We start from the raw sequence: 23,656 nt of genomic DNA on the forward strand, positions 1-23,656 counted from the left end.
ACACCACCGACAAGGGCCGGACCCCACCACAAGGGGCCCGGCCCTTCCGGCATCTCCCGCCCCGAACCTGAGCAGATCTTGGACAGTTTCCGTTAGCAGCTAACGGAAACTGTCCAAGATCTGCGGGCTCAGTTGCGCGGTTGGCCGGCGCGGGTCGGCTCCGCGGACGGCAGCGGCTCCGTAGACGGCAGCGCCTCGGCAGGCGGTGTCGGCTCGTCGGCGCTCAGGCGGTGGGCACGTCGACGCAGCCACCACGTGCTGGCCAGGCCGGCGAGCACCGCGAGGACCAGGCCGGCCCAGGAGATGTCCTTGAGCCAGTGTTCGGCGGCCCGGCCAACGGTGAAGAGCAGGTACGTCGTGCCGAACGCCCAGACGAGCCCGCCGGCGGCGTTGGCCAGCAGGAACCGCCGGTACGGCACACGCAGGGCTCCGGCGAGAGGACCGGCCAGGATCCGCAGCAGCGCCACGAACCGACCGAAGAACACCGCCCAGACACCGTGCCGGGCGAAGCTCTGCTCGGCGCGGGCAAGTTGGGCGGGGCCGAGATGGCGTGGGAAGCGTCGGCCCAGCCGGGCGAGCAGTGGACGGCCACCGCGACGACCCACGGCGTACCCGATGGAGTCCCCCACTATCGCTCCGGTGGCGGCGGCTGTCGCCACCCACTCCGGCTCCACCACTCCGGTGGCCGCGAGCAGGGCGGAGCTGACCAGGACGATCTCACCGGGCAGGGGTACGCCCATGCTCTCCACGCCGATCACCCCGGCCACCAGCAGGTAGACCGCGATCGGCGGCAGCGACACGAGCCAGTGCTGGACGTCGAACACGGATGACCCTCCTCCGACCGGGCCTCGAACCCTACCTGTGGCGGGCGTCCGTGACCTGCCTTGCCGGCGCTCACACCCTGTAGCGCGTCCTAGGAGGCTAGGGATAAGGCGGAAGGCGGACCCCGGCCGGGTTGCGGAAATAGCAAGACGGACGTACGGTTTTGTTGAGAGCGGAATCGGCGGTAAGTGTCACCTAACCTCGGCGGCACCCCAGCCGGTGCGACAGACTGCTCAGGACTACTCACGGTCGCTGGTGTGAAGGAGTACGACGTGGCGAGCCTCGACACCTTCGGTGCGAAGACCCAGCTACGCGTCGGAGACGCGAGCTACGAGATTTTCAGGATCGACAAGGTGGACGGCCACGACCGGCTGCCGTACAGCCTGAAGATCCTGCTGGAGAACCTGCTGCGGACCGAGGACGGCGCGAACATCACCGCCGACCACATCCAGCAGCTCGGCGGGTGGGACCCCACCGCCGACCCGAGCGTGGAGATCCAGTTCACCCCGGCGCGGGTGCTCATGCAGGACTTCACCGGTGTCCCCTGCGTGGTCGACCTGGCCACCATGCGCGAGGCCGTGCGTGACCTGGGCGGCGACGCCACCAAGGTCAACCCTCTCGCCCCCGCCGAGCTGGTCATCGACCACTCGGTCATCGCCGACCTGTTCGGCCGCGAGGACGCGTTCGCCCGCAACGTGGAGCTGGAGTACGAGCGCAACAGGGAGCGCTACCAGTTCCTGCGCTGGGGCCAGACCGCGTTCAACGAGTTCAAGGTCGTCCCGCCGGGCACCGGCATCGTGCACCAGGTCAACATCGAGTACCTGGCTCGTACGATCATGGAGCGTAACGGCCAGGCGTACCCGGACACCGTCGTCGGCACCGACTCGCACACCACTATGGTCAACGGCCTGGGCGTGCTGGGCTGGGGCGTCGGCGGCATCGAGGCCGAGGCCGCGATGCTCGGCCAGCCGGTCAGCATGCTGATCCCCCGCGTCGTCGGCTTCAAGCTCTCCGGCGAGATGCCGGCCGGCACCACCGCCACCGACCTCGTGCTGACCATCACCGAGATGCTGCGCAAGCACGGCGTGGTCAGCAAGTTCGTCGAGTTCTACGGCCCCGGCGTGAGCGCCGTGCCGCTGGCCAACCGGGCCACCATCGGCAACATGTCCCCGGAGTACGGCTCCACCGTGGCGATCTTCCCGATCGACGCCGAGACCATCCGCTACCTGGAGCTGACCGGCCGGGACGCCGCGCAGGTCGCGCTCGTCGAGGCGTACGCCAAGGAGCAGGGCCTCTGGCACGACCCGGCGGCCGAGCCGTCGTACTCGGAGCGCCTGGAGCTTGACCTGGGCACCATCGAGCCGTCGCTCGCCGGCCCGAAGCGCCCCCAGGACCGGGTGCCGCTGGGCAGCGCCAAGACGCTGTTCCGCTCGGCGCTTACCGACTACGTCGCCGACGACTCCACCGACGGGGGTGACCTCAAGCCGAGCGTGGCCCGCGAGGAGCTTCCGCGCGGCGCGAACGGCCCGGCCGACGAGGCCAGCGCCGAGTCGTTCCCGGCCAGCGACCCGCCGGCCAACGAGTTCAGCGACCCGGCCGACGAGCCGCGCGACCTGGAGACCGCCGCCGCGGGTGCCGGCGGCCGGGCCAGCAACCCGATCCGGGTCACCGGCACCGACGGCGCTGAGTACGAGCTGGACCACGGCGCCGTGGTGATCGCCGCGATCACCTCCTGCACCAACACGTCCAACCCGCAGGTGATGATCGGGGCGGCTCTGCTGGCCCGCAACGCGGTCGAGAAGGGCCTGACCCGTAAGCCGTGGGTGAAGACCACGCTGGCCCCGGGCTCGAAGGTCGTCATGGACTACTACGAGCGGGCCGGTCTCACGCCGTACCTGGACAAGCTCGGCTTCAACCTGGTCGGCTACGGCTGCACGACCTGCATCGGCAACTCGGGCCCGCTGCCCGAGGAGGTATCGGCCGCGGTCAACGAGCACGACCTGTCGGTCGTCTCGGTGCTCTCCGGCAACCGGAACTTCGAGGGCCGGATCAACCCGGACGTCAAGATGAACTACCTGGCGTCCCCGCCCCTGGTCGTCGCGTACGCCCTCGCCGGCACGATGGACATCGACCTGGCGAACGAGCCGATCGGTGAGGACACCGACGGCAACCCGGTCTACCTGCGGGAGATCTGGCCGAACAGCGCCGAGATCCAGGACGTCATCGCCCAGGCGATCGGTGCGACCGGCTTCAGCGCCGCGTACGCCGACGTCTTCGCCGGTGACGAGCGCTGGCAGTCGCTGCCCACCCCGACCGGCGACACCTTCGCCTGGGCCAGCGACTCGACCTACGTGCGCAAGCCCCCGTACTTCGAGGGCATGCAGCCGGAGCCGAGCCCGGTCGTCGACATCTCCGGCGCGCGGGTGCTGGCCAAGCTGGGTGACTCGGTGACCACCGACCACATCTCGCCGGCCGGCTCGATCAAGGCCGACTCCCCCGCCGGCGCGTACCTCGCCGAGCACGGGGTGCCGCGTCACGAGTTCAACTCGTACGGCTCGCGCCGGGGCAACCACGAGGTGATGATCCGGGGCACCTTCGCCAACATCCGGCTGCGTAACCAGCTGGTGCCCGGGGTGGAGGGCGGCTTCACCGTCAACCACCTCACCGGCGAGCAGACCTCGATCTACGACGCGTCGACGGCCTACCAGGAGGCCGGCATCCCGCTGGTCATCCTGGCCGGCAAGGAGTACGGGTCGGGCTCGTCGCGGGACTGGGCGGCCAAGGGCACCATGCTGCTGGGCGTCCGGGCGGTCATCGCCGAGTCGTACGAGCGGATCCACCGCTCCAACCTCATCGGCATGGGCGTGCTGCCGCTGCAGTTCCCGGTCGACGTCACCGCCGAGTCGCTGGGCCTGACCGGCACCGAGATGTTCACCATCACCGGTGTGACCGCCCTGAACGACGGCGACACCCCGCGCACGGTGACGGTCACGACCGACACGGGCGTGGAGTTCGAGGCCGTCGTGCGGATCGACACCCCGGGTGAGGCCGACTACTACCGGCACGGCGGCATCCTGCAGTACGTGCTGCGCCGCATGATCGCCAACTGACGTCGTACTCCTCAGAAGGGCCGCTTCCCGCGCTGGCGGGGAGCGGCCCTTCCACGTCGCTGCCTTGCCGTGCCCCGGGTAGCTGTCGCGCGCCCTTTGCTCTGCTTCACACGGCGCAACACTGACCGTGCGGTGCCGTTGCGCCCGTTGAAGCAGAGCGAAGGGCAAGAACGGGGTACGGCCAGCGAAGGATCCGGACCAGGTCCCGCTCAGCGCAGCCGCAGCGCGACGGTACGGGGGTGCAGTGGCCCGATCGTGCGGGGAGGGCTCGGTCGAGGCGGCGTTCCGGACAGCCTTCCCGGAAAAATTTCGGTCAGTCTCCGCTGGCGCCGCGGCGACGAGCCTCGCGGGTCTTCATGGCGTGCTCCATCAGGGTCACGAGCACCTCCTTGCTGGACTCGCGCTGACGCGCGTCGCAGAGCAGCACCGGTACGCCCGGGTCGAGGTTCAGCGCGGTCTGCACCTCGTCGAGCCGGTACTGGCGGGAACCCTCGAAGCAGTTCACGGCCACGACGAACGGGGTGCCCCGGCCCTCGAAGTAGTCGATCGACGGGAAACAGTCGGCCAGGCGACGGGTGTCGGCCAGGACCACCGCGCCGATCGCGCCGAGCGCCAGCTCGTCCCAGACGAACCAGAACCGGTCCTGCCCGGGCGTGCCGAACAGGTAGAGCACCAGGTCGTCGCTGATGGTGATCCGACCGAAGTCCATCGCCACGGTGGTGGTGGTCTTACCCTCCACCCCGGACAGATCGTCGATGCCGACGCCGGTCTCGGTCAGCACCTCCTCGGTGCGCAACGGCCGGGTCTCGCTCACTGCTCCGACCATGGTGGTCTTACCCACGCCGAAGCCACCGGCGACCAGGATCTTGATCGCGGTGGGCAGTGGCGTCGCTCCCGCCGGCCGGTCAGAGTGCCCGTAGTCCATTGATTACCGCCTCGAAGATGCTGTTGTCGGGAAGACCGGCCGTGGTCTGGGGTTCGCGTACCTGCACGAGGTTGCGGGCCGCCAGGTCGCCGAGGAGCACCCGGATGGTCCCCACCGGCAGGTCGAGGTGGGCGGCGATCTCGGCGACGGACTGTATTCGCTGGCACAGACCGACGATCGCCAGGTGCTCGGGACCGAGACCGACCTCCGGCGTCACGTCGGCGCGGGTCGCGGTGACCAGGGAGATCAGGTCGAACGTGCCGGTGATCGGGCGGGCGCGCCCACGTGTCACCGCGTACGGGCGCACCACCGGGCCCGCATGGTCATCCACCCACTGATGCTCTGCGGACTCCCCCTGCACCGTCATGGCCGTTACCTCTCGCCAGCCGACTGTTCGGTGCCCCGCGATGGGGAGGCCACGTACTTGCCGACGCGGGTGACGAGCATCGCCATCTCGTACGCGATGAGACCGACGTCGGCGTCCTCGGTGGCGAGGACCGCCAGGCAGGCGTTGCGGCCGGCGGCGGTGACGAACAGAAACGACGACTGCATCTCGATGATGGTCTGCTGCACCTGCCCGCCGCCGAAGCGCTTGCCGGCGCCCCGGGCCAGGCTCTGGATGCCGGCAGCCATCGCCGCGAGGTGCTCGCCGTCGTCCCGGCTCAGCCCCTGCGAGGAAGCCATCAACAACCCGTCGGTGGAGAGCGCCACCGCATGCTCGGCCTGCTTCACCCGGCCCACCAGATCATCCAGCAACCACGTCAGGTCGGCACTCGAAGCCGTCTTCTGGGCCACTTCGTCGTCCTCTTCTCGCCCGGCAGTTGCGCCGTATTCGTCTTGGGCTTGACCGTCACACCGCGCGGAAACCCGCAGCGCCGGCGCTCGGTCAGGTGGCTTGTGGTTCCTCGTCGGTCGGCTCGGGCGTCGCGCCCGACGGGCCGCCGAGCAGCCGCGCCGCGTCGGTCCTACCGCGCCGGGTGCCGGTCTGATAGGAGCTCATCATCCGGCGTACCTGCTCGGGGGGCCGTACCACGTCCTCCTCGTCGGACTCGGTCGCCGCCGGGTCGTCGCGCAGCTCGGGCACGATGTTCGCCTGGCGGACCCGGACCGGCAGGCCGGAGCCGGTCTGGTCCGTCTCGGTCCGTGCCGGAACCGGCCCGCCGCCGGTGCCCGGCTCGCTGCCGCCGCCCGTTCCGGCCCGGTCCACCGCGGGCAGGCCGGTGGGCACCGTCGGCCCCTCCAGGGCCGGCTGGCCCAGGACACGACGCGCCCGGGTGGGCAGGTCCGCGGCTGCGGTGCCCGCCGCCGTCCGCTTGCGGGTGGGGAGTACGACCTCCTTGTCGCTCCCGTCCGTCTGCTCGGTGGTGGTGCTGTTCCCGGTCAGCGCCGAGGCGACCGGGGTCACCGGCTGCGGCGCGCCTGCGGCGCTGGTCTCCGTTGCCGTGGTGGCCACCGCGACCGTCGAGAGGCCGGCGGGACGACCGCCCTCGACGGGACCGACGGTCGTCGGACCGGCGGGCAGCGCGATGGCTGGCGGGCCGGCCGGGATCGCGCCGGAGTTCTCCGGGTCGGTGCCGTTGGCCGTGATCAGCTCCGTCGGGATGAGGACGACGGCGGTGGTGCCGCCGTACGCGGACTCCTTGAGCCGGACCCGGACGCCGTGCCGCTCGGTCAGCCGGCTCACCACGTAGAGGCCGAGCCGGGCGGCGTTGGCGAGGTTCAGCTCGGACCGGTCGACGATGCGGTGGTTCGCGGCGGCCAGGTCCTCCTCGCTCATGCCGAGGCCCCGGTCCTCGATCTCGATGGCGAACCCGTTCGCCACGAGCTGGCCGCGGACCTCGACAGTGGTGTGCGGCGGCGAGAACGACAGGCCGTTCTCGATCAGCTCGGCGAGCAGGTGGATGATGTCGCCGACCGCCCGGCCGGCGAGCGAGACGGCTCCCAGCGGCAGCACGTTCACGCGGGTGTAGTCCTCCACCTCGGCGACCGCGCCGCGCACCACGTCGACCATGGGGACGTTGCGCCGCCAGGCCCGACCCGGGGTGGAGCCGGAGAGCACGATCAGGTTCTCCGCGTTGCGCCGCATCCGGGTGGCCAGGTGGTCGACCCGGAACAGGTCCTCCAGCTCCTCCGCGTCGTGCTCCCGCCGCTCCATCGCGTCGAGCAGGGTGAGCTGGCGGTGTACCAGCGCCTGCGTACGCCGGGCCAGGCTGAGGAAGACCTCGCGGACGTTGCGACGCAGCTCGGCCTGCTCGACGGCGGTCCGCAGAGCGGTCTCCTGGACGGCGTTGAACGCCTTGCCGACCTGGCCGATCTCGTCGGTGCCGAACTCCAGCGGGGGCGCCTCGGTGGCGACGTCGACCTCCTCGCCGCGGCCGAGCCGGTCGACCACGCGGGGCAGCCGCTCGTCGGCGAGCTTCCAGGCGGCCAGTCGCAGCCGGTCCAGCTGGCGCAGGAGGGTACGGGCCGTGGTGATCGAGACGACGACCGAGGCGATGACGGCGAGCAGACCCAGACCGGTGGCCAGGACGAGCCGGACGACGACCATCACGGCCACACCGGTGGCCCGGCCGACGATGCCCTCGCCGCCGTCGACGACGGTGTCGTTCACCTCGGCCAGGGCCGGCTCGACGGTGCCGCGCCACTGTTCGGCGCTGACCGGGAGCTGGGTCGCCGGGCGGCCCTCGCGGATGATGCTGTCCTGTACGGTGCGCAGCCGGGTGAACGCCTCGCCCTCGACGAGCTGCCGGTAGCGGCGCTGGTCGGCGTCGGCGAGCCGGGCCTGGGTCTCCTCGCCGAGGAACCGCTCGGCGCCGACCAGGCTGACGTAGCGGGCGTACTCCGGACCGCTGATCCGGCCCGTGCCGAAGAGGCCGCTGAGCAGCGCGTCCTCCTGCGAGATCAGCTCCTTCATCCGGTTGAGCTGGATCAGGGCCGCCGCGTCGGCGGCGATCTCCTTGTCGTCCAGGCTGCCGGTGACGTCGTAGATCCGGAAGATCGATTCGATGGCGTTCGTGTAGGCGTCGGCGGCGGAGACCCGGTCGACCTTGCGACCGAGCACGTCCGCGCGGGTCTGCTGGAGCCCGTTGACCTGCGCGATCGTGGCGTCCAGCTGGGCGTCGAGGGCCGAGCTGCCGGCCATGTCGACCTGCCAGTTGCGGACCGAGCCGGCGAAGTCGTCCGCCAGCTGGGCTGCCTTGCGCTGCTCGATCTCCAGCGCCGCACGCTGAGCGGCGTCGGGGTCGCTCAGGTACGCCTGGGTCAACCGCCGCTCGAGCTGCAACTCCTGCAACAGCGGCTCGCTGGGCGCGTAGACCTTGCTGTTGAGCAGCTGGACACCGAGCAGGTTGAAGCCGTCCCGCAGGGTGACCCATGCCGCGAACATCCAGAGCGCGACCAGGGAGAGCAGCAGGGCGACAACCTTGGTGCGGATACTCGTACCGCGAGAACGCATTGAACCGTCCCAGGCCGGGCGTTGACTCAGCTCATCAACGGGTGATCATGGAAGACGACGTCCCGCCATGGCGGGGCATCGGGGCTGAGGCTCTGCGTACGCTAGCAGTGTCCACACAACCCCTCAAGTCGCTGTTTTTGTTGTCTGGTAACCACAATCCACCACCGAACGGTCGACCCCCGTCAGATGTACCGAGGCGAGACGACAGGCGGCCAGGACCGCCGCGCGAACGATCGCGGTAGGACAGTACAGCTCTTTGCCGTACCACAGTGGAGGGTCCGTTCGGCCGGACGGTTGGTGCAGGTAGGCGTGGCCGCGCGCCACCGCGTCGTCGACCTGCGGCGCTCCGGTCGGCGCGGCCAACAGCACCTGTAGGGCGTACGCGGTCTCCTCGACCGTGCCATCCCACCGCCCCCACGAACCGTCGGGGCGCTGGCTGTCCAGCACCCAGCGGGCCGCCCGGTCGATCGACTCGGCCGCCGTGCCGCCGCGACCGAACTCCGCCAGGGCCAGCACGCAGCAGGCCGTGGCGTAGTACGGCGAGGCGTGCCACCGGTCCTGCCAGAGGCCGTCGGCGTGCTGGTGTGCGGGCAGGACGGCGCTGAGCCGGTCGACCGTCCGGTGGTACCGCGCGTCCGCGTCGGGGTGCGCCGCCACGTGCTGGCCGAACGCGTCCAGCACGTGCGCGTTGGTGGTGACCGAGAAGCCGTCCTCGCTCCCCGGCCAGGTGCAGAAGCCCTCGGCCGTCTCGTACGCCCACAGGCTGGCCGGGTCGGCGGGGTGGCCGAGCCGGGCCAGCGCGTCCAGTGTGACCGAGGTGGTGTCGGCGTCGGTGGGCAGGCCCTCGCCGGTGGCGACGCCCTCGGCGGCGGTGGCGGTGGCCAGGGTGCGCAGCACGGTGGCCGGTGGGTCGACGGCGACACCGGCGCGGCACAGCCCGCCGAGCACCCACGCCCGCTCGAACACGGTGATCGGCGTCGGACAGGGCACCGGACCGTCACCGTCACGGATCAGGTGCCGTAGGAAGGCGTGGGCGGCGGGGCCGGCGTCCGGGCCGGCGGCGCTCAGCCAGGCGGCGGTCGCCGCAGGTGACGCGCCGACGGCGGTGAGGGTCGGTCCGGCGTCGGCCGGCGTCGCGTCCAGCACCTCGTAGAAGTGGGCCAGCTTCGGTGGCAGCGTCACCCCGGCGGCGACCGCGGCGCGTACCGCGCGCAGCCGGTCCGGGCGGAGCCCCGCGGGCAGCTCCAGCGGGAGGCGGGGCAGCCGGTCGCCGGTCGTCCGGTCCAGCCGGGACAGGCGATCGTTGATCGACTCGACCAACGCGGGGACGATGAGATCCAGCGCCGGGGTGTCCGGCAGGGCCCGCGCGTGCGTGGCGAGCAGCCGGCCGGCGAGCGCGTGCAGCCCACGCCCCGCCGGTGCGAGCAGGTCCGCATCGGCCGATCCAGCCGCGAGCAGTGCGTCGGTGGCACTCAGCGTGGGCACCAGCGCGTACCCCTCGGGTGGGCCCCACGCTCCGTCCGGGCGCTGCTCGCGCAGCAGAAACCCGATCCGCTGGTGGTGTCCCGGCAGCCAGGGCGCGTCGGCGACCAGCCGAGCGCTCTCGTACACCGAGGGGGCGACCTGCCCCCACGGTCGCAGCGCAAGGCCGGCGATCAGCTCGCGCGCGGCGTCGGTGGCCGGTTCGGCCAGTACGTGCCCCGGGGTCTCACTCATCGCGTGCTCCCCAGAAGTCCGACAGCTGGTAGAAGCCACCCGTGAAGGAGATCTGCCGGTGCAGGTAGTCCGCCTGGCGCGGACACCGCTCGGCGAGCGCGGCCAGGTCGCCACGGGCACGGTTGGTCAGCTCGGTGAGCCGGGCGTGCACCCGCGCCGGGTCGTCGACCAGCAGCAGGGCGTTGAGATCACCCCACTCGGCGTCCCGCTCGTGCGTGGCGAGGTCGTTGACCAGCCGCAGCACCCGCTGCACGCCACGTCCGGTATCGAGCAGGTCGGTCAACTGGGCGAGGGTCCTGTCGTCGCCGGTGGCGATCCAGTGCGTGACGTTGACGAAGGAGCAGGCCAGGTTGTCGGCGTTGTCCAGGTAGCGGTCGAGGTCTGGCAGACGCTTGCCGGTGGTCGGGTCGGTGGGCAGGTTCTTCCAGTCCCACTCGCGCGACACGGCGGCGAGCATCCGGGCCAGCTCGTCACGCCAGATCGGGCGCAGCCGGAGGAACGCCGGCACGGTCGTCAGTTCGTCGCGCAGGTCGGCCAGCAGCCGCGCGAGGTGCCGGCCGGGCGGAGGCGCGCCCCCGTCGGCGACCGCCAGGCAGTCGGTCACGATCGTCCGGACGTCGTCGGCGGACCGGGCGAGGTAGTCGACCTGCCAGTCGGCGGCGAAGACCCAGAGCAGGGTACGGGTGGTGATCCGCAGTTCGGCGGCGGTGTGCCACGGCGCGGTGAACGCGATGGCGGTGGCCACCGAGCTGAGCAGCGCGGCGTCGAACGGCGCGGCGTCGAAGAGTTCCGGGTGGGCGGCGGTGACGCCCTGCAGGTCGCGGACACCCCGTACGGCGAGCGCGCACACCCGGCCCTGCTCGGCGACGGCGTCGGGCCCGGCCTGCACCGGCCACGGAGCGCCGGTCACGAGGCGACCGGACGCTCGACCGGAGTGACGATCAGCTCGGCCCGCTGCTTGGGTTGCAGCGAGGCGCCGAGCCGGGGTGTCAGGCCGACGGGCTCCCGCAGCCGGAAGCGGTAGCGGCTCAGCACGGTGCTGACGATGAGCTGCGCCTCCAGCAGGAACAGGTACTGCCCGAGGCACTGGTGCGGGCCGCCGCCGAAGGGGAAGTACGAGTAGCGGTAGCGCCGGCGGGGCTTCTCCGGCGCGAAGCGCTCCGGGTCGAACAGCGTCGGGTCGTCCCAGAAGGTCGACATCCGCTGGGTGACGTACGGGCTGACCAGCACGGTGCCACCCGCCTTGATCCGCACACCGCCCAGCACGTCGTCGTCCACGGCGGTGCGGGGGATCATCCAGCCGGCCGGGTAGAGCCGCAGCATCTCGTCGAGCACCATGCGGCCGTAGCGCAGCTGCGGCAGATGCTCGCGGCCGACCCGCTCGGCACCGACCACCCGCTCGATCTCGTCGGTCATCAGCTCGGCCACGTCGGGCCGGGACGCCAGCACCGGCCACAGCCAGGAGAGCAGGGCGATCGTGGTCTCGGTGGCGGTGGAGAACATGGCCACCACGTCGCCGCGGATGGCGTACTCGTCGGGCTCACTGCCGTCGGCGCGCGGGCGGCAGAGAGTGGAGATGATGTCGTCGCCGTCGCCTGGCCGCGCGCGGGCCTCCCGGATGATCGGCAGCACCACCTCGTCGATGGTCCGCACCGCCTCGCGGAAGGGCCGGTCGCCGGGCATCGGCACCGCGTACGGCACGAAGGGCACCAGCAGGCGTGGAAGCATGGCGGTGGTGACGGTGTCCAGCGCGGCGCTGATCCGCAGCGCGTCCGGCACCGAGATGCGGTCGGCGAAGAGCACCCGCATGGTGGTCCGCAGCACGATGCGGGTCAGCTCGGCGCCGCCGTCGATCGGGCGGCCGTCGAGGGCCGGCTCCAGCCACTCGTCGACGGCCTCGTTGATCGCGTCGGCCATCCGGTCGACGAGCGTCTCGGCCCGCTTGGCGGTGAACAGCGGTTGCAGCGCGCCCCGGCTGGACTCCCAGATCTCGCCCTCGGCGACCAGGATGGCGTCGCCGACGATCCGGCGGACCGGCCGCCACAACAGACCCTCGCCGTCGCGCGTGTAGTTGGCAACGTTGTCCCTCAGCACTCGTTGCAGATGCTCGGGATGACTCACGAGGTACGGGCGGAACGAGCCGAGGTTCAGCCGGACCACCTCGCCTGCGGCGGCCTCCGCGAAGCCGACGAGCGCGCCGAGCGGGTCGCGGACCAGCGCGGGCAGGGCACGACGGAGTGGGATCATCCGGGGTTCGGTGCTGACGGGGGCGGGGCCGGCATCGGACACCTGGGACATGCAACGTCTCCTCGTCGTCCCACCGGCCATGTCGGTCCACTTCGGCCGGTCGAGACTGTGAAATCTTCACCTTCTGGGCGTCGGAAGCATCTCACCAATTGCAAGCCACCTCTAGACCTGTGACCGGTGAGATTCCACCCACGCCCCAGACGAACATCGATGCCCCTGGCAGGCTCAAGTCCTGAGTGCATAGTCAGGATGAGGCACCCGCGCAGGTCGCACCCGTACACGCGGGGGGCGCCGCCGCCGACCGGCCCGGACGGCGGCGGACCGTCGACCCGGTCGAGCGCCGGACCGCCCGCCGGCTCACGTCCGTGCGATCCCAGAAGCCGGGCAACGCAGTGAGCAAGGACGCACCGGTCCCTGCGAATCCGGGCGATGGCGGGCACCCTGTGCCAGGCTCTGTGGCATGGACGACAAGACCATCCTGAACCGGATCTCCGAACTGGTCGACGAGGAGCACCGGCTGCGCGCGGACGCCCAGGCCCACGAGTCCGGCACCGAGGGCGAGGCCAGCGAGCGGCTACGCGCCCTGGAGGAATCCCTCGACCAGTGCTGGGACCTGCTACGCCGCCGCCGGGCCGCCCGTGCCACCCACGGCGACCCCGACTCGCAGGGCGAACGCCCCAAGCCGGAGGTGGAACGCTACCTCCAGTGACAGGCACGGGCGGGTCGGGCAGCGCTCAGGCCACCCGACCCGCTCCGCTCCGCTCCGGTCAGCGGATGCCCGCCTCGCGCAGCAGCTCCCCGGTCAGGGCACCGGGGTCGGCCTGTTCGGCGCTCAGTCCCCGGGCCACGAACCAGGCGCCGACCACCCGCACGTCGCGGGCCAGGAACTCGGGCCCCTGCGGGTTCGCCACCACGTCGACCACCTGCGGCAGGTCGATCACAACCAGCCGCCCGGAGTGCACGAGCAGGTTGTACGGCGACAGGTCACCGTGGGCGTAGCCGGCCCGGGCCAGGACGCGCAGCGCCTCGACCAGTTGGTCCCACAGGTCGCGCAGCTCGACCGGGCCGGGCCGTAGCTGGGCCAGCCGGGACGCCGCCAGGCCCGACTCGGCGTCGCCGACGAACTCCAGCATCAGCTCGGTGCCCCGCAACTGCACGGGGTACGGCACGGCGATCCGGTCGTTGCCAGCGCCGATCTCCCAGAGTCGCGCCAGCGCGGCGAACTCGGCCGCCGCCCACTGCCCGGCGATCATCTGGCGGCCGAAGGCCGTCCGGCCGGCCATCGCCCTCATCTCCCGGGAGCGCCGCACCCGGCGACCCTCCAGGTAGCCGGCGTCGCGGTGGAACAACCGGTGCTCCGGGTCCCGGTATCGCTTGACCGCCAACAGGCAGGACCGGTCCGTGTCCGGTACCGCGCGGCGGACCAGGTGGACGTCCGCCTCCTTGCCGGTCTTCAGCACACCCAGCTCGGTGTCCTTGGCGGCCAGCTCGGTGACCAGCCAGCCCGGGTGCGGGTGTGGCCCGTGCACCGCGTCGTCCCACGACGACCAGCGTTCGCCGGTGTCGGGGTCGGGTTGGGTGTCGGGGTCGGCGGGCGGCTCGGTGGGCCGGGCCCGCCTCAGGAACTGCGGTTCGTCGTCGTCGAAGCGGCGCTTGCCGCGGGTCCGGCGCTCCAGCGCCGGAAGGTCATGATCGCGCACTGTGGTGAGATTCCCTTGATCGAGGCTGAGATAGGCAGCTGGTAGCGACCTGCGAAGACGGCCACGGCCGACCTCCTCTCCTCGATCGGGCGGTACGCCCGGTGCACGATGCGCCGCCCATCCTCGCGGCAGCCCTGAGCACGGGTCAACCGAATTACGGCAGGGACGCGACGGGCGCGCACGCCTCAGCTCGCGAGCACCGTGGCGACAGCGGCGATCAGCCCGTCCACGGTGCGGCTGGGCGCGAAACGGACGTCCGACCAGGTCCGGCCCCGGTGCAGCCAGACGCTGGGCAGCCCGACCGCGGCGGCGCCGCCGATGTCCGCCTCCGGGCTGTCGCCGACCACCCAGGCACCCCGCAGCGGCATCCGCACCCGCTGCGCGGCGAGCGCGAAGATCCGCGGGTTGGGTTTGCTGACCCCGGCCTCCTCGGAGATCACCCAGTCGGCGACGTAGCGGTCCAGGCCGGTACGACGGATCTTGGCGTCCTCCAGGCGTACCGTGCCGTTGCACACCACCACGGGCACCCAGCCCGCGTCGTCGGCGATGCGCAGCGCGCAGGCGGTCAGCGGATCGAGCCGGGTCTGCGCCACCACCCCGTCGTGCAGCTCCTCCACCAGGTCGATCGAGGGGATACGCAGCTCGTAGCGGTCCCGGATCGCGTCGGCCAGGTCCCAGCGGTCGGTCAACCCGTCCGCGTCGATCGAGATCAGCCAGTCGATGTCGGTGGGGGGCGCGCCGATGCCGTCCAGGAAGCGCTCACCCCAGCGTCGGAACGGCCCGGCCCGATCCAGCAGGGTGTTGTCCAGGTCCAGCAGGAGCAGTGGCACTCGGGCACCCTACGGGACCGACGTGTCCGCCAACAGACCACGCGTGCTTCGACCTGGCGGTGGGCTCAACCGGTCAGCGACGTCCGCGGGCCGCCCTGGCTCGGCAGCAGATCGGCGAGCATCGAATGGGCCGACCGGGTAGCCGTGAGCGCGGCCGGATCGAGCGTCGCCACCAGCACGTCCGTGCCCTCGTCGACGCCCCGGACGAGCGGCCGTCCCTCCGGGTCGTAGATCGCCGCGCCGCCGTTGAACCGCCACGGGTCGCTGCCGCCGACGGCGTTGGCGAAGACCACGAACATGGTGTTGTCCAGGGCTCGCGCCGCGTAGTACAGGTCCCGGCGGTGCTCCGAGCCGGCCAGGTAGCCACTGGGGCACAGGTAGGCGTGCGCACCGTCGAGGGCGGCGGCGCGGCCGTGCTCGGGGAAGCAGCCGTCGTAGCAGATGCCCAGCCCGAGCCGCCAGTCGTCGACGAGCAGCGTGGCACCCCGGCCGCCGGGGCTGAACAGCTCGCGTTCGTCGCCCCACAACTGCTGCTTGTCGTACCCGACCCGGACGGCACCGGTGCGGTCCACGACCAGCGCGGCGATGGTCCGCCGCTCGTCCGGGTGCCGGACCGCCGCGCCGACCACGACGGTGACCCCGGCGGTCCGCGCCGCGGCGCGCAGCGGGTCGAGCCGACCGTCGGCGACCATCCCGGCCGGGTCGGCCTCCACGTGGGTGCCGACCGGATCGGCGGCGAGGGTCGGCGGGTGGTAGGCGCACAGGTACAGCTCGGGGAGGACGATCACCCGGGCGCCCTGGCCGGCGGCAAGCCGGACCAGCTCGGCGGCTGCCGCCGCGTTGCCGGCGACGTCACCCGGCGTGGGGGTGGCCTGGACGGTGGCGACGGTCAGCGGGCCGGACGGCGCGGGGTGGGGGCGGATCACCGGGGGATCGTAAACGGTACGTTACCAAGCCGTACGTACGGTTTGCACGGCTCGGGGTGACCTGCGACGATCCAGGTGTGCCCAGAGTAAGTCAGGACCAGCTCGACGCGCGCCGGCAGGAGATCCTTGCCGCGGCTCGGGCGTGTTTCGCCCGGCTCGGCTACGAGGGGGCGACGGTACGCCGCCTCGAGGAGGCCACCGGGCTCTCCCGGGGCGCCATCTTCCACCACTTCCGCGACAAGGACTCGCTGTTCCTCGCCGTCGCGGAGGACGACGCCGCCGCCATGGTCGAGACGGTCGCCCGCAACGGTCTGGTGCAGGTGATGCGCGATCTGCTGGCCCGCGCCGTCTCGCCGGACACCACCGGCTGGCTGGGCAGCCAACTGGAGGTCTCCCGCCGGCTGCGCACCGATCCGGCGTTCGCCAAGCGCTGGGCCGAGCGGTCGGCCGCGATCGCCGAGGCGACCCGGGACCGGCTGGCCCGCCAGCGTGACGCCGGGGTGCTGCGCGAGGACGTACCGATCGACGTGCTGGCCCAGTTCCTGGAGCTGGCCTACGACGGCCTCGTGCTGCACCTGGCGATGGGCCGACCGGCCGGTGACCTGGGCCCGGTCCTCGACCTGGTCGAAGAGGCGGTCCGCCGCCGCTGAGGTGCTTTCGCCGCCGCCGACAGCGCGGGTCCCCCGGCCCGGCCGCGTGGCGACGGTGCTCCACACTGGGGCCGCCGACCCCTCCGGCGACAGGAGCAGCCGATGATCGTCCACGCCGCCTCGGGCGACACCTGGGGTGTCCCCGGTACGACCTTCCTCCGGCTCTACCTCGTGGCGGCCGTCGTGGTGGCCGCCCTCGCGGTCCTGCACCGGGTACGCCTCGCCACCGGCGCGGAACCCCTCGTCACCGCGCCGCTCGGTCCGCAGGAGGTCGCCTACCTCAACGGGGGACCGGCCCTCGCGGTACACGCCGCCCTCGGCGGTCTGCGGGGCAGCGGCGCGATCGACGTCGGTCCGGATCGCCGGCTGCTGACCACCGGTCCGACCCCGACCGGACTCACCCCGCTGGAGCAGGCGATCCACGGGGCCGCCCACCAGGGCGTCCGGGCCCGGGACCTCGGCCAGGACCAGCGGGTGGCCGCCGCGCTCGACCAGCTCCGCACCAGCCTCGAAGGGCGTGGACTACTCGTGAGCCAGGCGCGCCTGGCCACCGCACGACAGTGGCGGCTGTTCCTCGCCGCCGTCGGGGTGTTCGGCGTCGTACGGCTGTTCGCCGGCCTGGCCAACGGGCGACCGGTGGGCTTCCTGCTGCTCACCCTCGTCGGTGTGTCGGTGGCGGTGCTGCTGCTCTGGCGGGTACCGGAGACCACGCGGGCCGGTCGCCACGCCCTGCGCGACCTGCGGACCCGACACCACCATCTCGCCCCCGACTCGTCCCCCGCGTACGCCACCTACGGCGCGGCCGGCGCGGCGATGGGCGTGGCGCTGTACGGCACGGCGTCGCTGTGGGCGATCGACCCGGGCTTCGCCGAGCAGGCCGAGATCCAGCGCCAGGCGATCGCCAGCAGCGGCTGGTCGGGTGCCAGCGGTGGATCGTCGGGTACAACCGGCAGCTCCTGCGGCGGTGGCAGCTCCTGCGGTGGCGGTGGCGGTGGCGGGTGCGGCGGCGGTGGGTGCGGCGGATGACCGGCCCGTACGGCGTCGGCATCGGCTGGCGTCCCGAGATCGCCGGTTTCGTGGCCGAGCTGCCCGGCCTGCGTTTCGTCGAGGTGGTGGCCGAGTCGGTGGCGTCGACCGGACCACTCCCGGTCGGGCTGACGCAGTTGCGGGAGCGCGGCGTGACGGTCGTACCCCACGGGGTGCGGCTCTCCCTCGGTGGCGCCGAGCCGGTCGACCCGGCCCGCGTCGCCCACCTGGCCGCGGTCGCGCAGCGGGTGGACGCGCCGCTGGTCAGCGAGCACATCGCGTTCGTGCGGGCCGGCGGGCTGGAGGCCGGGCACCTGCTGCCGCTGCCGCGCAGCCGGGAGGCCGTCGACGCGATCTGCGCCAACGTGACCCGCGCGCAGGCCGAGCTGCCGGTGCCGATCGCGCTGGAGCCGATCGCCGCCCTCTTCGACTGGCCCGACGACGAGCTGGACGAGGCGGACTTCCTCACCGAGATCCTGGACCGGACCGGCGCTCTGCTGCTGTTGGACGTCGCCAACGTGCACGCCAACGCGCGCAACCGGGGCACCGATCCACTCGCGCTGCTCGACCGGCTGCCCCTGGACCGGATCGCCTACGTGCACGTGGCCGGTGGGGCCGAGCACGGCGGCTTCTACCACGACACGCACACCCATCCCGTACCCCCGGAGGTGCTGGAACTGGTCGGCGCGCTCTGCGCCCGACAGCGGCCACCGGCGCTGCTGCTGGAACGCGACGGCGGCTACCCACCGGCCGCCGAGCTGCGCGCCGAACTCGACGCCCTGGCCACCGCATCCGGCTTCCCGGCCGTGACATGACCGGCGCTGCGCCCCGCGACGACCTCGCCGCGCGGCAGGCGGAGCTGGTCGCGGCGCTGGTCGCCGGAGGGCCGGCACCGGCGGGCTTCGCGGCCGGACCGCTGGCCGCCGCCCGGGCTGCACTGTTGGGCAAACGCGCCGGCGAGGTGGCCCGGCACTGGCCGCTGCTCGCCGCCGGCCTCGGCGCGGCGTGGCTGTCGACCTTCGCCGCCTGGGCCGCCGGCCGCCCCACCGCCGGGTCGCTGCGCGACGGCTGGGACCTGGCCCGCGACCTCCGGTACCGCGGGACGCTGCCTCCGTCGGGCGCCGACGAGCTGGCCGTCCGCGAGGCGGGACTGCGCTACGACGGGCACACCGCGCCACGTCCGCGCCGGCTGCCGGCCGTGGCCCGCGCCGACGGCGCCGTCGCGGTGCAGGTAGCCGGTCGGGTACGTCTGCTACGGCCCGCCCGCCGCTGACCCGCCGCTGACCCGCCACCTTGGCGGTGGCGCACCGGATGCGGCAGGATCGGCGGTATGGATCTCGGACTGACCGACCGCGTGTACGTCCTCACCGGCGCCTCTCGTGGCCTGGGCTACGCGACGGCGCAGTGCCTGGTCGCCGACGGCGCACGGGTGGTGCTCTCCGCGCGGGACCCGGAGGCGGTGGCGGCCGCCGCGCAGGCACTGGGCGGCCCGGACAAGGCGGTCGGCGTCGCCGCGGACCTGTCCGACCCGCAGACGCCGGAGCAACTCGTCGCGACGGCCCGCACGCACTTCGGCCGGGTCGACGGCGCGCTGATCTCGGTCGGCGGCCCGCCCGCCGGCAACGCGGCGACGATCAGCGACGAGCAGTGGCGCATCTCGTTCGAGACGATCTTCCTGGGCACCGTCCGCGCGGTGCGGACGATCGCCGGGGCGCTCGGCGAGGGCGGCGCGATCGGGCTGGTGCTCTCCACCTCGGCCCGTGGCCCGGTGCCCGGTCTCGGCATCTCCAACGGCCTGCGGCCCGGCCTGGTCGGCGTCGCCAAGGACGTCGCCGACGACTACGGCCCCCGCGGCGTACGCGTCGTCGGCCTCCTGCCCGGCCGGATCCTCACCGACCGCAACCGGGAGCTGTTCGCCGCGACCGGCGACCCGGAGCGCGCCCGCGCCGAGGCGGAGGCGACCATTCCGTTGCGCCGCCTCGGTGACCCGACCGAGTTCGGCCGGGTGGCCGCGTTCGTGCTCTCCCCCGCCGCGAGCTACCTGACCGGCCTCACCGTACCTGTCGACGGCGGCGCGCTACGCGGCCTGTGACAGCCGCTCCGATTCCAGGCACCGGCGGCCGAGCCGGCGCTGCGCCACCGGCGCTGGGCAGTCGTGGCGGCGCGGGCGATGCGCCACCAGCGCTGGGCAGTCGTGGCGGCGCGGGCGCTGCGCCACCAGCGCTGGGCAGTCGTGGCGGCGCGGGCGCTGCGCCACCGGCGCTGGGCAATCGTGGCGGCGCGGGCGCTGCGCACCCCCGGCCTACCCGGGCGGACCTGGCGGCGGCCGCCGACCGGACCATTCCCGATGTGCTCGCCCCAGGCTTGGCGGTGCTGTTCGTCGGCATCAATCCCGGCCTCTGGTCGGCGGCCACCGGCTGGCACTTCGCTCGACCCGGCAACCGGTTCTGGCCGGCGCTGCACCTGGGCGGGTTCACCCCCCGGCTGCTGCACCCGAGCGAGCAGACCGAGTTGCCGGCCCTCGGGCTCGGCATCACGAACATGGCCGCCCGGGCCAGCGCCCGTGCCGACGAGCTGAGCGCCGAGGAACTGCTCGACGGCGCGGCGATCCTGACCGACAAGGTGGCCCGACATCGGCCGCAGTGGGTGGCCGTGGTGGGGGTGACCGCGTACCGGATCGGTTTCCGACGACCGAAGGCCACGTTCGGGCCGCAGCCGGAGTCGCTGGCCGGAGCACGCCTGTGGGTGCTGCCGAACCCGAGCGGCCTGAACGCGCACTTCACGCCGGTGACGCTGGGCGCAGCATTCGCCGACCTACAAACAGCCACCCGACCACCCAAACTAACCCTGCCCCCCCCAGTGCGTCGATCATGAAGTTGTTGCCACGAAACGCCGATGCAGATGGCAATAACTTCATGATCAACCAGGGTGGGGTGGGGGTGGGATGGGGTGGGTGGAATGGGGGGCGACCGGTACTTTGCGCGCGTGGACGGGAATCGCCTTGCGTTGCTCGCTCTGCTCCTGCTGGTCGTGTGCGCGTCGGTCGTCGTCGTGGCAGTGCGCCGTCGGCGCCGGGACGCCCGGTCGGACGACCGGCAGGCGGGGCTGGATTCCGCGCGCAAGGCGATCCGCCAGAGCGCGCGCGAAACCCGCAAACGTCGCCGGGGCAGTCTTCGCGGCAAGGGCGGCGGCGGTGACCAGAACCTGGCCTCCGACGCGGGCTCGACGAGCGACTCCGGCGGCACTCCGTAGTCGACCAGCCCGCCTGTCGATCGACTCGACGTCGGGGAAGTCGGGCTTTCGAAGCGACCGGGAGACCGCGACTTCCAGCAACCCGGGTCGATCAACCAACTGACGGGTCAGTTGGCGGCGGCGGGAGGCATCGCCTCGTCGGCGACGTACGTGCCCAGGGGCATGACCACCGGCTCGGGGCCGGTCGCGTCCACGAAGGGACGGGGCGAGTCGGCGACCGCGAACTGGGTCCGGTACAGCTCGGCGTAGAGGCCACCGACCGCGACCAGCTCGTCGTGCCGGCCACGCTCGACGATCCGACCGCCGTCGAGCACGAGGATCTGGTCGGCGTCGCGGACGGTGGAGAGCCGGTGCGCGATCACCAGGGCGGTACGTCCGGCGAGCGCCACCGACAGCGCGCGCTGCACCGCGGCCTCGCTCTCCGAATCCAGGTGTGCGGTCGCCTCGTCGAGGATGACGATCGACGGTGCCTTGAGCAGCAGCCGGGCGATGGCGATGCGTTGCTTCTCACCGCCGGAGAAGCGGTAGCCGCGCTCCCCCACCGTCGTGTCCAGCCCGTCGGGCAGCGACCGGACCAGGTCGGCGACCTGGGCGCCGGCGAGCGCGGCCCAGATCTCGTCGTCGGTGGCGTCCGGCTTGGCGTACCGCAGGTTCTCGGCGATCGTCTCGTGGAACAGGTGCGAATCCTGCGTGACCACGCCGATCTCGTCGCGCAGAGAGGCGAGCGTGGCGTCGCGGACGTCCACCCCGCCGACCAGCACCTGCCCGTCGGTGACGTCGTAGATCCGGGAGATGAGCATCGACAGCGTCGACTTGCCGGCTCCGGACGGGCCGACCAGGGCGACCATCTGGCCCGGCTCGACGCTGAACGAGACGCCCTTGAGCACCGGCTCGTTGACCGTGCGGTCGAGGGTGGCGACCTCCTCCAGCGAGGCGAGGGAGATCTCGGCGGCGCTCGGGTAGCGGAAGCGCACGTCGCGGAAGTCGACCCGGCCGGCGCTGCGGGGCACCGGCACCGCGTCGGGCTTCTCCACGATGCCGGGCTTGAGGTCGAGCACCTCGAAGACGCGGTCGAAGGAGACCAGCGCGCTCATCACGTCCACGCGGACGTTGGAGAGCGCGGTGAGCGGCCCGTACAGGCGGGTGAGCAGCAGCGCGAGGGTCACGACGGTGCCCGCGCTGACGCCGCCGGTGACGGCCAGCCAGCCGCCGAGACCGTAGGTGAGCGCCTGCGCCAGCGAGGCGACCAGCAGCATCGCGACGAAGAACGTCCGCGAGTACATGGCGGACTGGATGCCGATGTCGCGGACCCGCTCGGCCCGGCCGGCGAACCGACGGGCCTCGATCTCGGGCTGGCCGAAGAGCTTCACGAGCAGTGCGCCGGCCACCCCGAACCGCTCGGTCATCGTCGCGTTCATCTTGGCGTCGAGGTTGTACGCCTCGCGCGTGATGTCGGCCAGCCGCCGGCCCACCCGACGGGCCGGGATGATGAAGATCGGCAGCAGCACCAGCGAGAGCGCGGTGATCTGCCAGGACAGGGTGAACATCACGGCGGCGGTGAGCACCAGTTGGATGACGTTGCTGACCACACCGGACAGGGTGGAGGTGAACGCCCGCTGCGCGCCGAGCACGTCGTTGTTGAGCCGGCTGACCAGGGCACCGGTCTGGGTGCGGGTGAAGAACTGCAACGGCATCCGTTGCACGTGGTCGTAGACCCGGGTGCGCAGGTTGAGGATGATGCCCTCGCCGATGCGGGCGGAATACCACCGCTGGGCCAGGGACAACAGGGCGTCGGCGACCGCCAGGGCCGCGATGAACAGGGCCAGTCGGATGACGAGCTGACCGGCCTCGGTGCCGCCCCGGTTGATCGCGTTGATCACGTCACCGGCGAGCACCGGGGTGGCGACGCCGATGATGGCGGCGAGCACGACGGTGGCCAGGAACACGACGATGTCGCGCCGGTAGGGCTGGGCGAAGGCCACGATGCGGCGGGCCACCCCGCGCTTGAGCCGGTGGGCGGAGACCTCGTCGCGGTTGCGCATCGACCGGAGCATGCTCCACCCGGCCATGCCACCGCCGGACATCGGGTTGGACACCAGTCACCTCCGGGTCGTCGGGTAGACCACGCTGTCAGGTCAATTCTCCCGACAGCTGTGACAACCTCGGTCGTAACCCGGATCTTCCCGTGCGGTCCTTACTATTCGCCCCGATTGGCGAGATCGCGCAGGCGACGGGTCTGCGCCTCCCGCTCGGCCCGCTGCTGGTCGGCGTGCGACCGCCCGCCCGCGCCGGCGAGCAGGGCCTTGATCTCCACCACCGCGTCGCGCGCGCCGGCCAGCAGGCCCGCCGTGAGGTCACGGACCGCGTCGTCCAGCTCCCCCGGGGGTACGACGAGAGTGGCCAGACCGATCCGGTCCGCCTCGGCGGCGTCCAGCCGGCGGCCCGTCGCGCAGATCTCGAGCGCCCGGGAATAGCCGACGAGTTCGACGAGGCGCTTCGTGCCGGCCAGGTCAGGCACCAGCCCGAGCCCGACCTCGGCCATCGAGAACTTCGCGTCGGTGGCGACGACCCGCAGGTCACAGGCGAGGGCGAGCTGGAAGCCGGCGCCGATCGCGTGCCCCTGCACCGCAGCCACGGAGATGACGTCCGGGCGGTGCAGCCAGGTGAAACCGGCCTGGAACTCGGCGATCCGGTCCGCGCACTCCTGCTCGGGCAGCGTGGCCAGCTCGGCGAACGACCCCGGGCCGGACGCGCCGGCCACCGCGAGGTCGAGGCCGGCGGAGAACGCACGCCCCTCGCCCCGCACCACCACCACCCGTACGTCGCCGGGCAGGTCGCGGGAGAAGTCGCTCATGGCGCGCCACATCGCGGGCGTCTGGGCATTGAGCACGTCGGGCCGGCACAACGTCACCGTGGCAACCGGCCCGTCGCAGGTCAGCCGAACCCCGGTCGCCTCGGCGGTCACCGGGCTGCCCGGGGCGCGGCGCTGATGAACGAC

Annotated in this window: 23 protein-coding genes; 10 read left to right on the forward strand and 13 right to left on the reverse strand. The window is 72.4% G+C overall.

Going from position 1 to position 23,656, the window contains the following annotated elements:
* Positions 1 to 128: 128 nt before the first annotated feature.
* Positions 129 to 824, reverse strand: a complete 696-nt coding sequence (locus tag ACGFH9_RS27895; protein ID WP_393224928.1) for a DedA family protein — start codon at positions 822 to 824, stop codon at positions 129 to 131.
* A gap of 255 nt (positions 825 to 1,079) precedes the next feature.
* Between ACGFH9_RS27895 and ACGFH9_RS27900 the strand changes: the two genes are divergently transcribed.
* The gene (locus ACGFH9_RS27900; protein ID WP_393224931.1) at positions 1,080 to 3,932 is read left to right on the forward strand and encodes an aconitate hydratase; all 2,853 of its coding nucleotides are present in this window, start codon (positions 1,080 to 1,082) and stop codon (positions 3,930 to 3,932) included.
* A gap of 313 nt (positions 3,933 to 4,245) precedes the next feature.
* Here the strand turns inward: ACGFH9_RS27900 and ACGFH9_RS27905 are convergent, their stop codons facing one another.
* From ACGFH9_RS27905 to ACGFH9_RS27935, 7 genes are all read right to left on the reverse strand, one after another.
* Complete coding sequence (locus ACGFH9_RS27905) at positions 4,246 to 4,857, reverse strand: ATP/GTP-binding protein (protein WP_393224934.1); 612 nt, start codon at positions 4,855 to 4,857, stop codon at positions 4,246 to 4,248.
* Positions 4,838 to 5,224, reverse strand: coding sequence for a DUF742 domain-containing protein (locus tag ACGFH9_RS27910; RefSeq protein ID WP_393224935.1), 387 nt, complete (start codon positions 5,222 to 5,224; stop codon positions 4,838 to 4,840). Before ACGFH9_RS27910 ends, ACGFH9_RS27905 begins: the two co-directional genes overlap by 20 nt.
* Before the next feature lie 5 nt (positions 5,225 to 5,229).
* Positions 5,230 to 5,652: a roadblock/LC7 domain-containing protein gene (locus tag ACGFH9_RS27915; RefSeq protein WP_355248851.1), complete on the reverse strand. Its 423-nt coding sequence runs from the start codon at positions 5,650 to 5,652 to the stop codon at positions 5,230 to 5,232.
* A gap of 91 nt (positions 5,653 to 5,743) precedes the next feature.
* Positions 5,744 to 8,311, reverse strand: a complete 2,568-nt coding sequence (locus ACGFH9_RS27920; RefSeq protein WP_393224938.1) for a nitrate- and nitrite sensing domain-containing protein — start codon at positions 8,309 to 8,311, stop codon at positions 5,744 to 5,746.
* Between the two features lie 123 nt (positions 8,312 to 8,434).
* Positions 8,435 to 10,027, reverse strand: coding sequence for a prenyltransferase/squalene oxidase repeat-containing protein (locus ACGFH9_RS27925; protein WP_393224940.1), 1,593 nt, complete (start codon positions 10,025 to 10,027; stop codon positions 8,435 to 8,437).
* Complete coding sequence (locus ACGFH9_RS27930) at positions 10,020 to 10,937, reverse strand: terpene synthase family protein (protein ID WP_393224943.1); 918 nt, start codon at positions 10,935 to 10,937, stop codon at positions 10,020 to 10,022. Before ACGFH9_RS27930 ends, ACGFH9_RS27925 begins: the two co-directional genes overlap by 8 nt.
* Positions 10,934 to 12,271: a cytochrome P450 gene (locus ACGFH9_RS27935; RefSeq protein ID WP_355248878.1), complete on the reverse strand. Its 1,338-nt coding sequence runs from the start codon at positions 12,269 to 12,271 to the stop codon at positions 10,934 to 10,936. The genes ACGFH9_RS27930 and ACGFH9_RS27935 overlap by 4 nt, the downstream gene beginning before the upstream one ends.
* Before the next feature lie 463 nt (positions 12,272 to 12,734).
* Here ACGFH9_RS27935 and ACGFH9_RS27940 point away from each other — a divergent pair, with 463 nt between their 5' ends.
* On the forward strand, positions 12,735 to 12,983 hold the full coding sequence (locus tag ACGFH9_RS27940) for a DUF2630 family protein (protein WP_355248839.1): 249 nt from the start codon (positions 12,735 to 12,737) through the stop codon (positions 12,981 to 12,983).
* Positions 12,984 to 13,041: 58 nt separating this feature from the next.
* Here the strand turns inward: ACGFH9_RS27940 and ACGFH9_RS27945 are convergent, their stop codons facing one another.
* From ACGFH9_RS27945 to ACGFH9_RS27955, 3 genes are all read right to left on the reverse strand, one after another.
* Entirely contained in the window at positions 13,042 to 13,974 is a 933-nt protein-coding gene (locus tag ACGFH9_RS27945) for an RIO1 family regulatory kinase/ATPase (RefSeq protein WP_393224946.1), read from the reverse strand.
* Between the two features lie 185 nt (positions 13,975 to 14,159).
* A complete protein-coding gene (locus ACGFH9_RS27950; protein WP_355248834.1) occupies positions 14,160 to 14,804 on the reverse strand; it encodes an HAD family hydrolase in 645 nt (214 codons plus the stop codon).
* A 65-nt stretch (positions 14,805 to 14,869) separates the two neighbouring features.
* Entirely contained in the window at positions 14,870 to 15,730 is an 861-nt protein-coding gene (locus ACGFH9_RS27955) for a carbon-nitrogen hydrolase family protein (protein WP_393224949.1), read from the reverse strand.
* 77 nt (positions 15,731 to 15,807) lie between these two features.
* Here ACGFH9_RS27955 and ACGFH9_RS27960 point away from each other — a divergent pair, with 77 nt between their 5' ends.
* From ACGFH9_RS27960 to ACGFH9_RS27990, 7 genes are all read left to right on the forward strand, one after another.
* On the forward strand, positions 15,808 to 16,380 hold the full coding sequence (locus tag ACGFH9_RS27960) for a TetR/AcrR family transcriptional regulator (protein ID WP_234591495.1): 573 nt from the start codon (positions 15,808 to 15,810) through the stop codon (positions 16,378 to 16,380).
* Positions 16,381 to 16,482: 102 nt separating this feature from the next.
* Entirely contained in the window at positions 16,483 to 17,406 is a 924-nt protein-coding gene (locus ACGFH9_RS27965; protein WP_393224952.1) for a TIGR04222 domain-containing membrane protein, read from the forward strand.
* On the forward strand, positions 17,403 to 18,221 hold the full coding sequence (locus ACGFH9_RS27970; protein ID WP_393224955.1) for a DUF692 domain-containing protein: 819 nt from the start codon (positions 17,403 to 17,405) through the stop codon (positions 18,219 to 18,221). The genes ACGFH9_RS27965 and ACGFH9_RS27970 overlap by 4 nt, the downstream gene beginning before the upstream one ends.
* On the forward strand, positions 18,218 to 18,679 hold the full coding sequence (locus ACGFH9_RS27975) for a hypothetical protein (RefSeq protein WP_393224958.1): 462 nt from the start codon (positions 18,218 to 18,220) through the stop codon (positions 18,677 to 18,679). Before ACGFH9_RS27970 ends, ACGFH9_RS27975 begins: the two co-directional genes overlap by 4 nt.
* Positions 18,680 to 18,736: 57 nt before the next feature.
* Positions 18,737 to 19,498, forward strand: coding sequence for an SDR family oxidoreductase (locus ACGFH9_RS27980; RefSeq protein ID WP_355625407.1), 762 nt, complete (start codon positions 18,737 to 18,739; stop codon positions 19,496 to 19,498).
* 170 nt (positions 19,499 to 19,668) lie between these two features.
* Entirely contained in the window at positions 19,669 to 20,280 is a 612-nt protein-coding gene (mug, locus tag ACGFH9_RS27985) for a G/U mismatch-specific DNA glycosylase (protein ID WP_393225043.1), read from the forward strand.
* A gap of 111 nt (positions 20,281 to 20,391) precedes the next feature.
* Entirely contained in the window at positions 20,392 to 20,658 is a 267-nt protein-coding gene (locus tag ACGFH9_RS27990; RefSeq protein WP_393224961.1) for a hypothetical protein, read from the forward strand.
* A gap of 107 nt (positions 20,659 to 20,765) precedes the next feature.
* Here ACGFH9_RS27990 and ACGFH9_RS27995 read toward each other — a convergent pair whose 3' ends face one another.
* Both ACGFH9_RS27995 and ACGFH9_RS28000 read right to left on the reverse strand, forming a co-directional pair.
* Positions 20,766 to 22,742, reverse strand: a complete 1,977-nt coding sequence (locus ACGFH9_RS27995; protein WP_393225046.1) for an ABC transporter ATP-binding protein — start codon at positions 22,740 to 22,742, stop codon at positions 20,766 to 20,768.
* A 113-nt stretch (positions 22,743 to 22,855) separates the two neighbouring features.
* On the reverse strand, positions 22,856 to 23,569 hold the full coding sequence (locus tag ACGFH9_RS28000) for an enoyl-CoA hydratase/isomerase family protein (RefSeq protein ID WP_393225048.1): 714 nt from the start codon (positions 23,567 to 23,569) through the stop codon (positions 22,856 to 22,858).
* Here ACGFH9_RS28000 and ACGFH9_RS28005 point away from each other — a divergent pair.
* Positions 23,511 to 23,648 (forward strand): hypothetical protein, encoded by a 138-nt coding sequence (locus tag ACGFH9_RS28005; RefSeq protein WP_355248881.1) that lies wholly within the window; start codon positions 23,511 to 23,513, stop codon positions 23,646 to 23,648. The two genes, ACGFH9_RS28000 and ACGFH9_RS28005, sit on opposite strands and share 59 nt — an antisense overlap.
* Positions 23,649 to 23,656: the final 8 nt, after the last annotated feature.

Source organism: Micromonospora sp. NPDC049102, assembly GCF_043197485.1.
GTDB lineage: Bacteria > Actinomycetota > Actinomycetes > Mycobacteriales > Micromonosporaceae > Micromonospora.

Excerpts from the sequence above, each read along its gene's own strand:
- ACGFH9_RS27995 (WP_393225046.1), bottom strand. The coding sequence starts at position 22,742 with ATGTCCGGCGGTGGCATGGCCGGGTGGAGCATGCTCCGGTCGATGCGC.
- ACGFH9_RS27940 (WP_355248839.1), top strand. The coding sequence starts at position 12,735 with ATGGACGACAAGACCATCCTGAACCGGATCTCCGAACTGGTCGACGAG.
- ACGFH9_RS27925 (WP_393224940.1), bottom strand. The coding sequence starts at position 10,027 with ATGAGTGAGACCCCGGGGCACGTACTGGCCGAACCGGCCACCGACGCC.
- ACGFH9_RS28005 (WP_355248881.1), top strand. The coding sequence starts at position 23,511 with ATGGCGCGCCACATCGCGGGCGTCTGGGCATTGAGCACGTCGGGCCGG.
- ACGFH9_RS27905 (WP_393224934.1), bottom strand. The coding sequence starts at position 4,857 with ATGGACTACGGGCACTCTGACCGGCCGGCGGGAGCGACGCCACTGCCC.
- ACGFH9_RS27910 (WP_393224935.1), bottom strand. The coding sequence starts at position 5,224 with ATGACGGTGCAGGGGGAGTCCGCAGAGCATCAGTGGGTGGATGACCAT.
- ACGFH9_RS27980 (WP_355625407.1), top strand. The coding sequence starts at position 18,737 with ATGGATCTCGGACTGACCGACCGCGTGTACGTCCTCACCGGCGCCTCT.
- ACGFH9_RS27965 (WP_393224952.1), top strand. The coding sequence starts at position 16,483 with ATGATCGTCCACGCCGCCTCGGGCGACACCTGGGGTGTCCCCGGTACG.
- ACGFH9_RS27975 (WP_393224958.1), top strand. The coding sequence starts at position 18,218 with ATGACCGGCGCTGCGCCCCGCGACGACCTCGCCGCGCGGCAGGCGGAG.
- ACGFH9_RS27970 (WP_393224955.1), top strand. The coding sequence starts at position 17,403 with ATGACCGGCCCGTACGGCGTCGGCATCGGCTGGCGTCCCGAGATCGCC.
- ACGFH9_RS27920 (WP_393224938.1), bottom strand. The coding sequence starts at position 8,311 with ATGCGTTCTCGCGGTACGAGTATCCGCACCAAGGTTGTCGCCCTGCTG.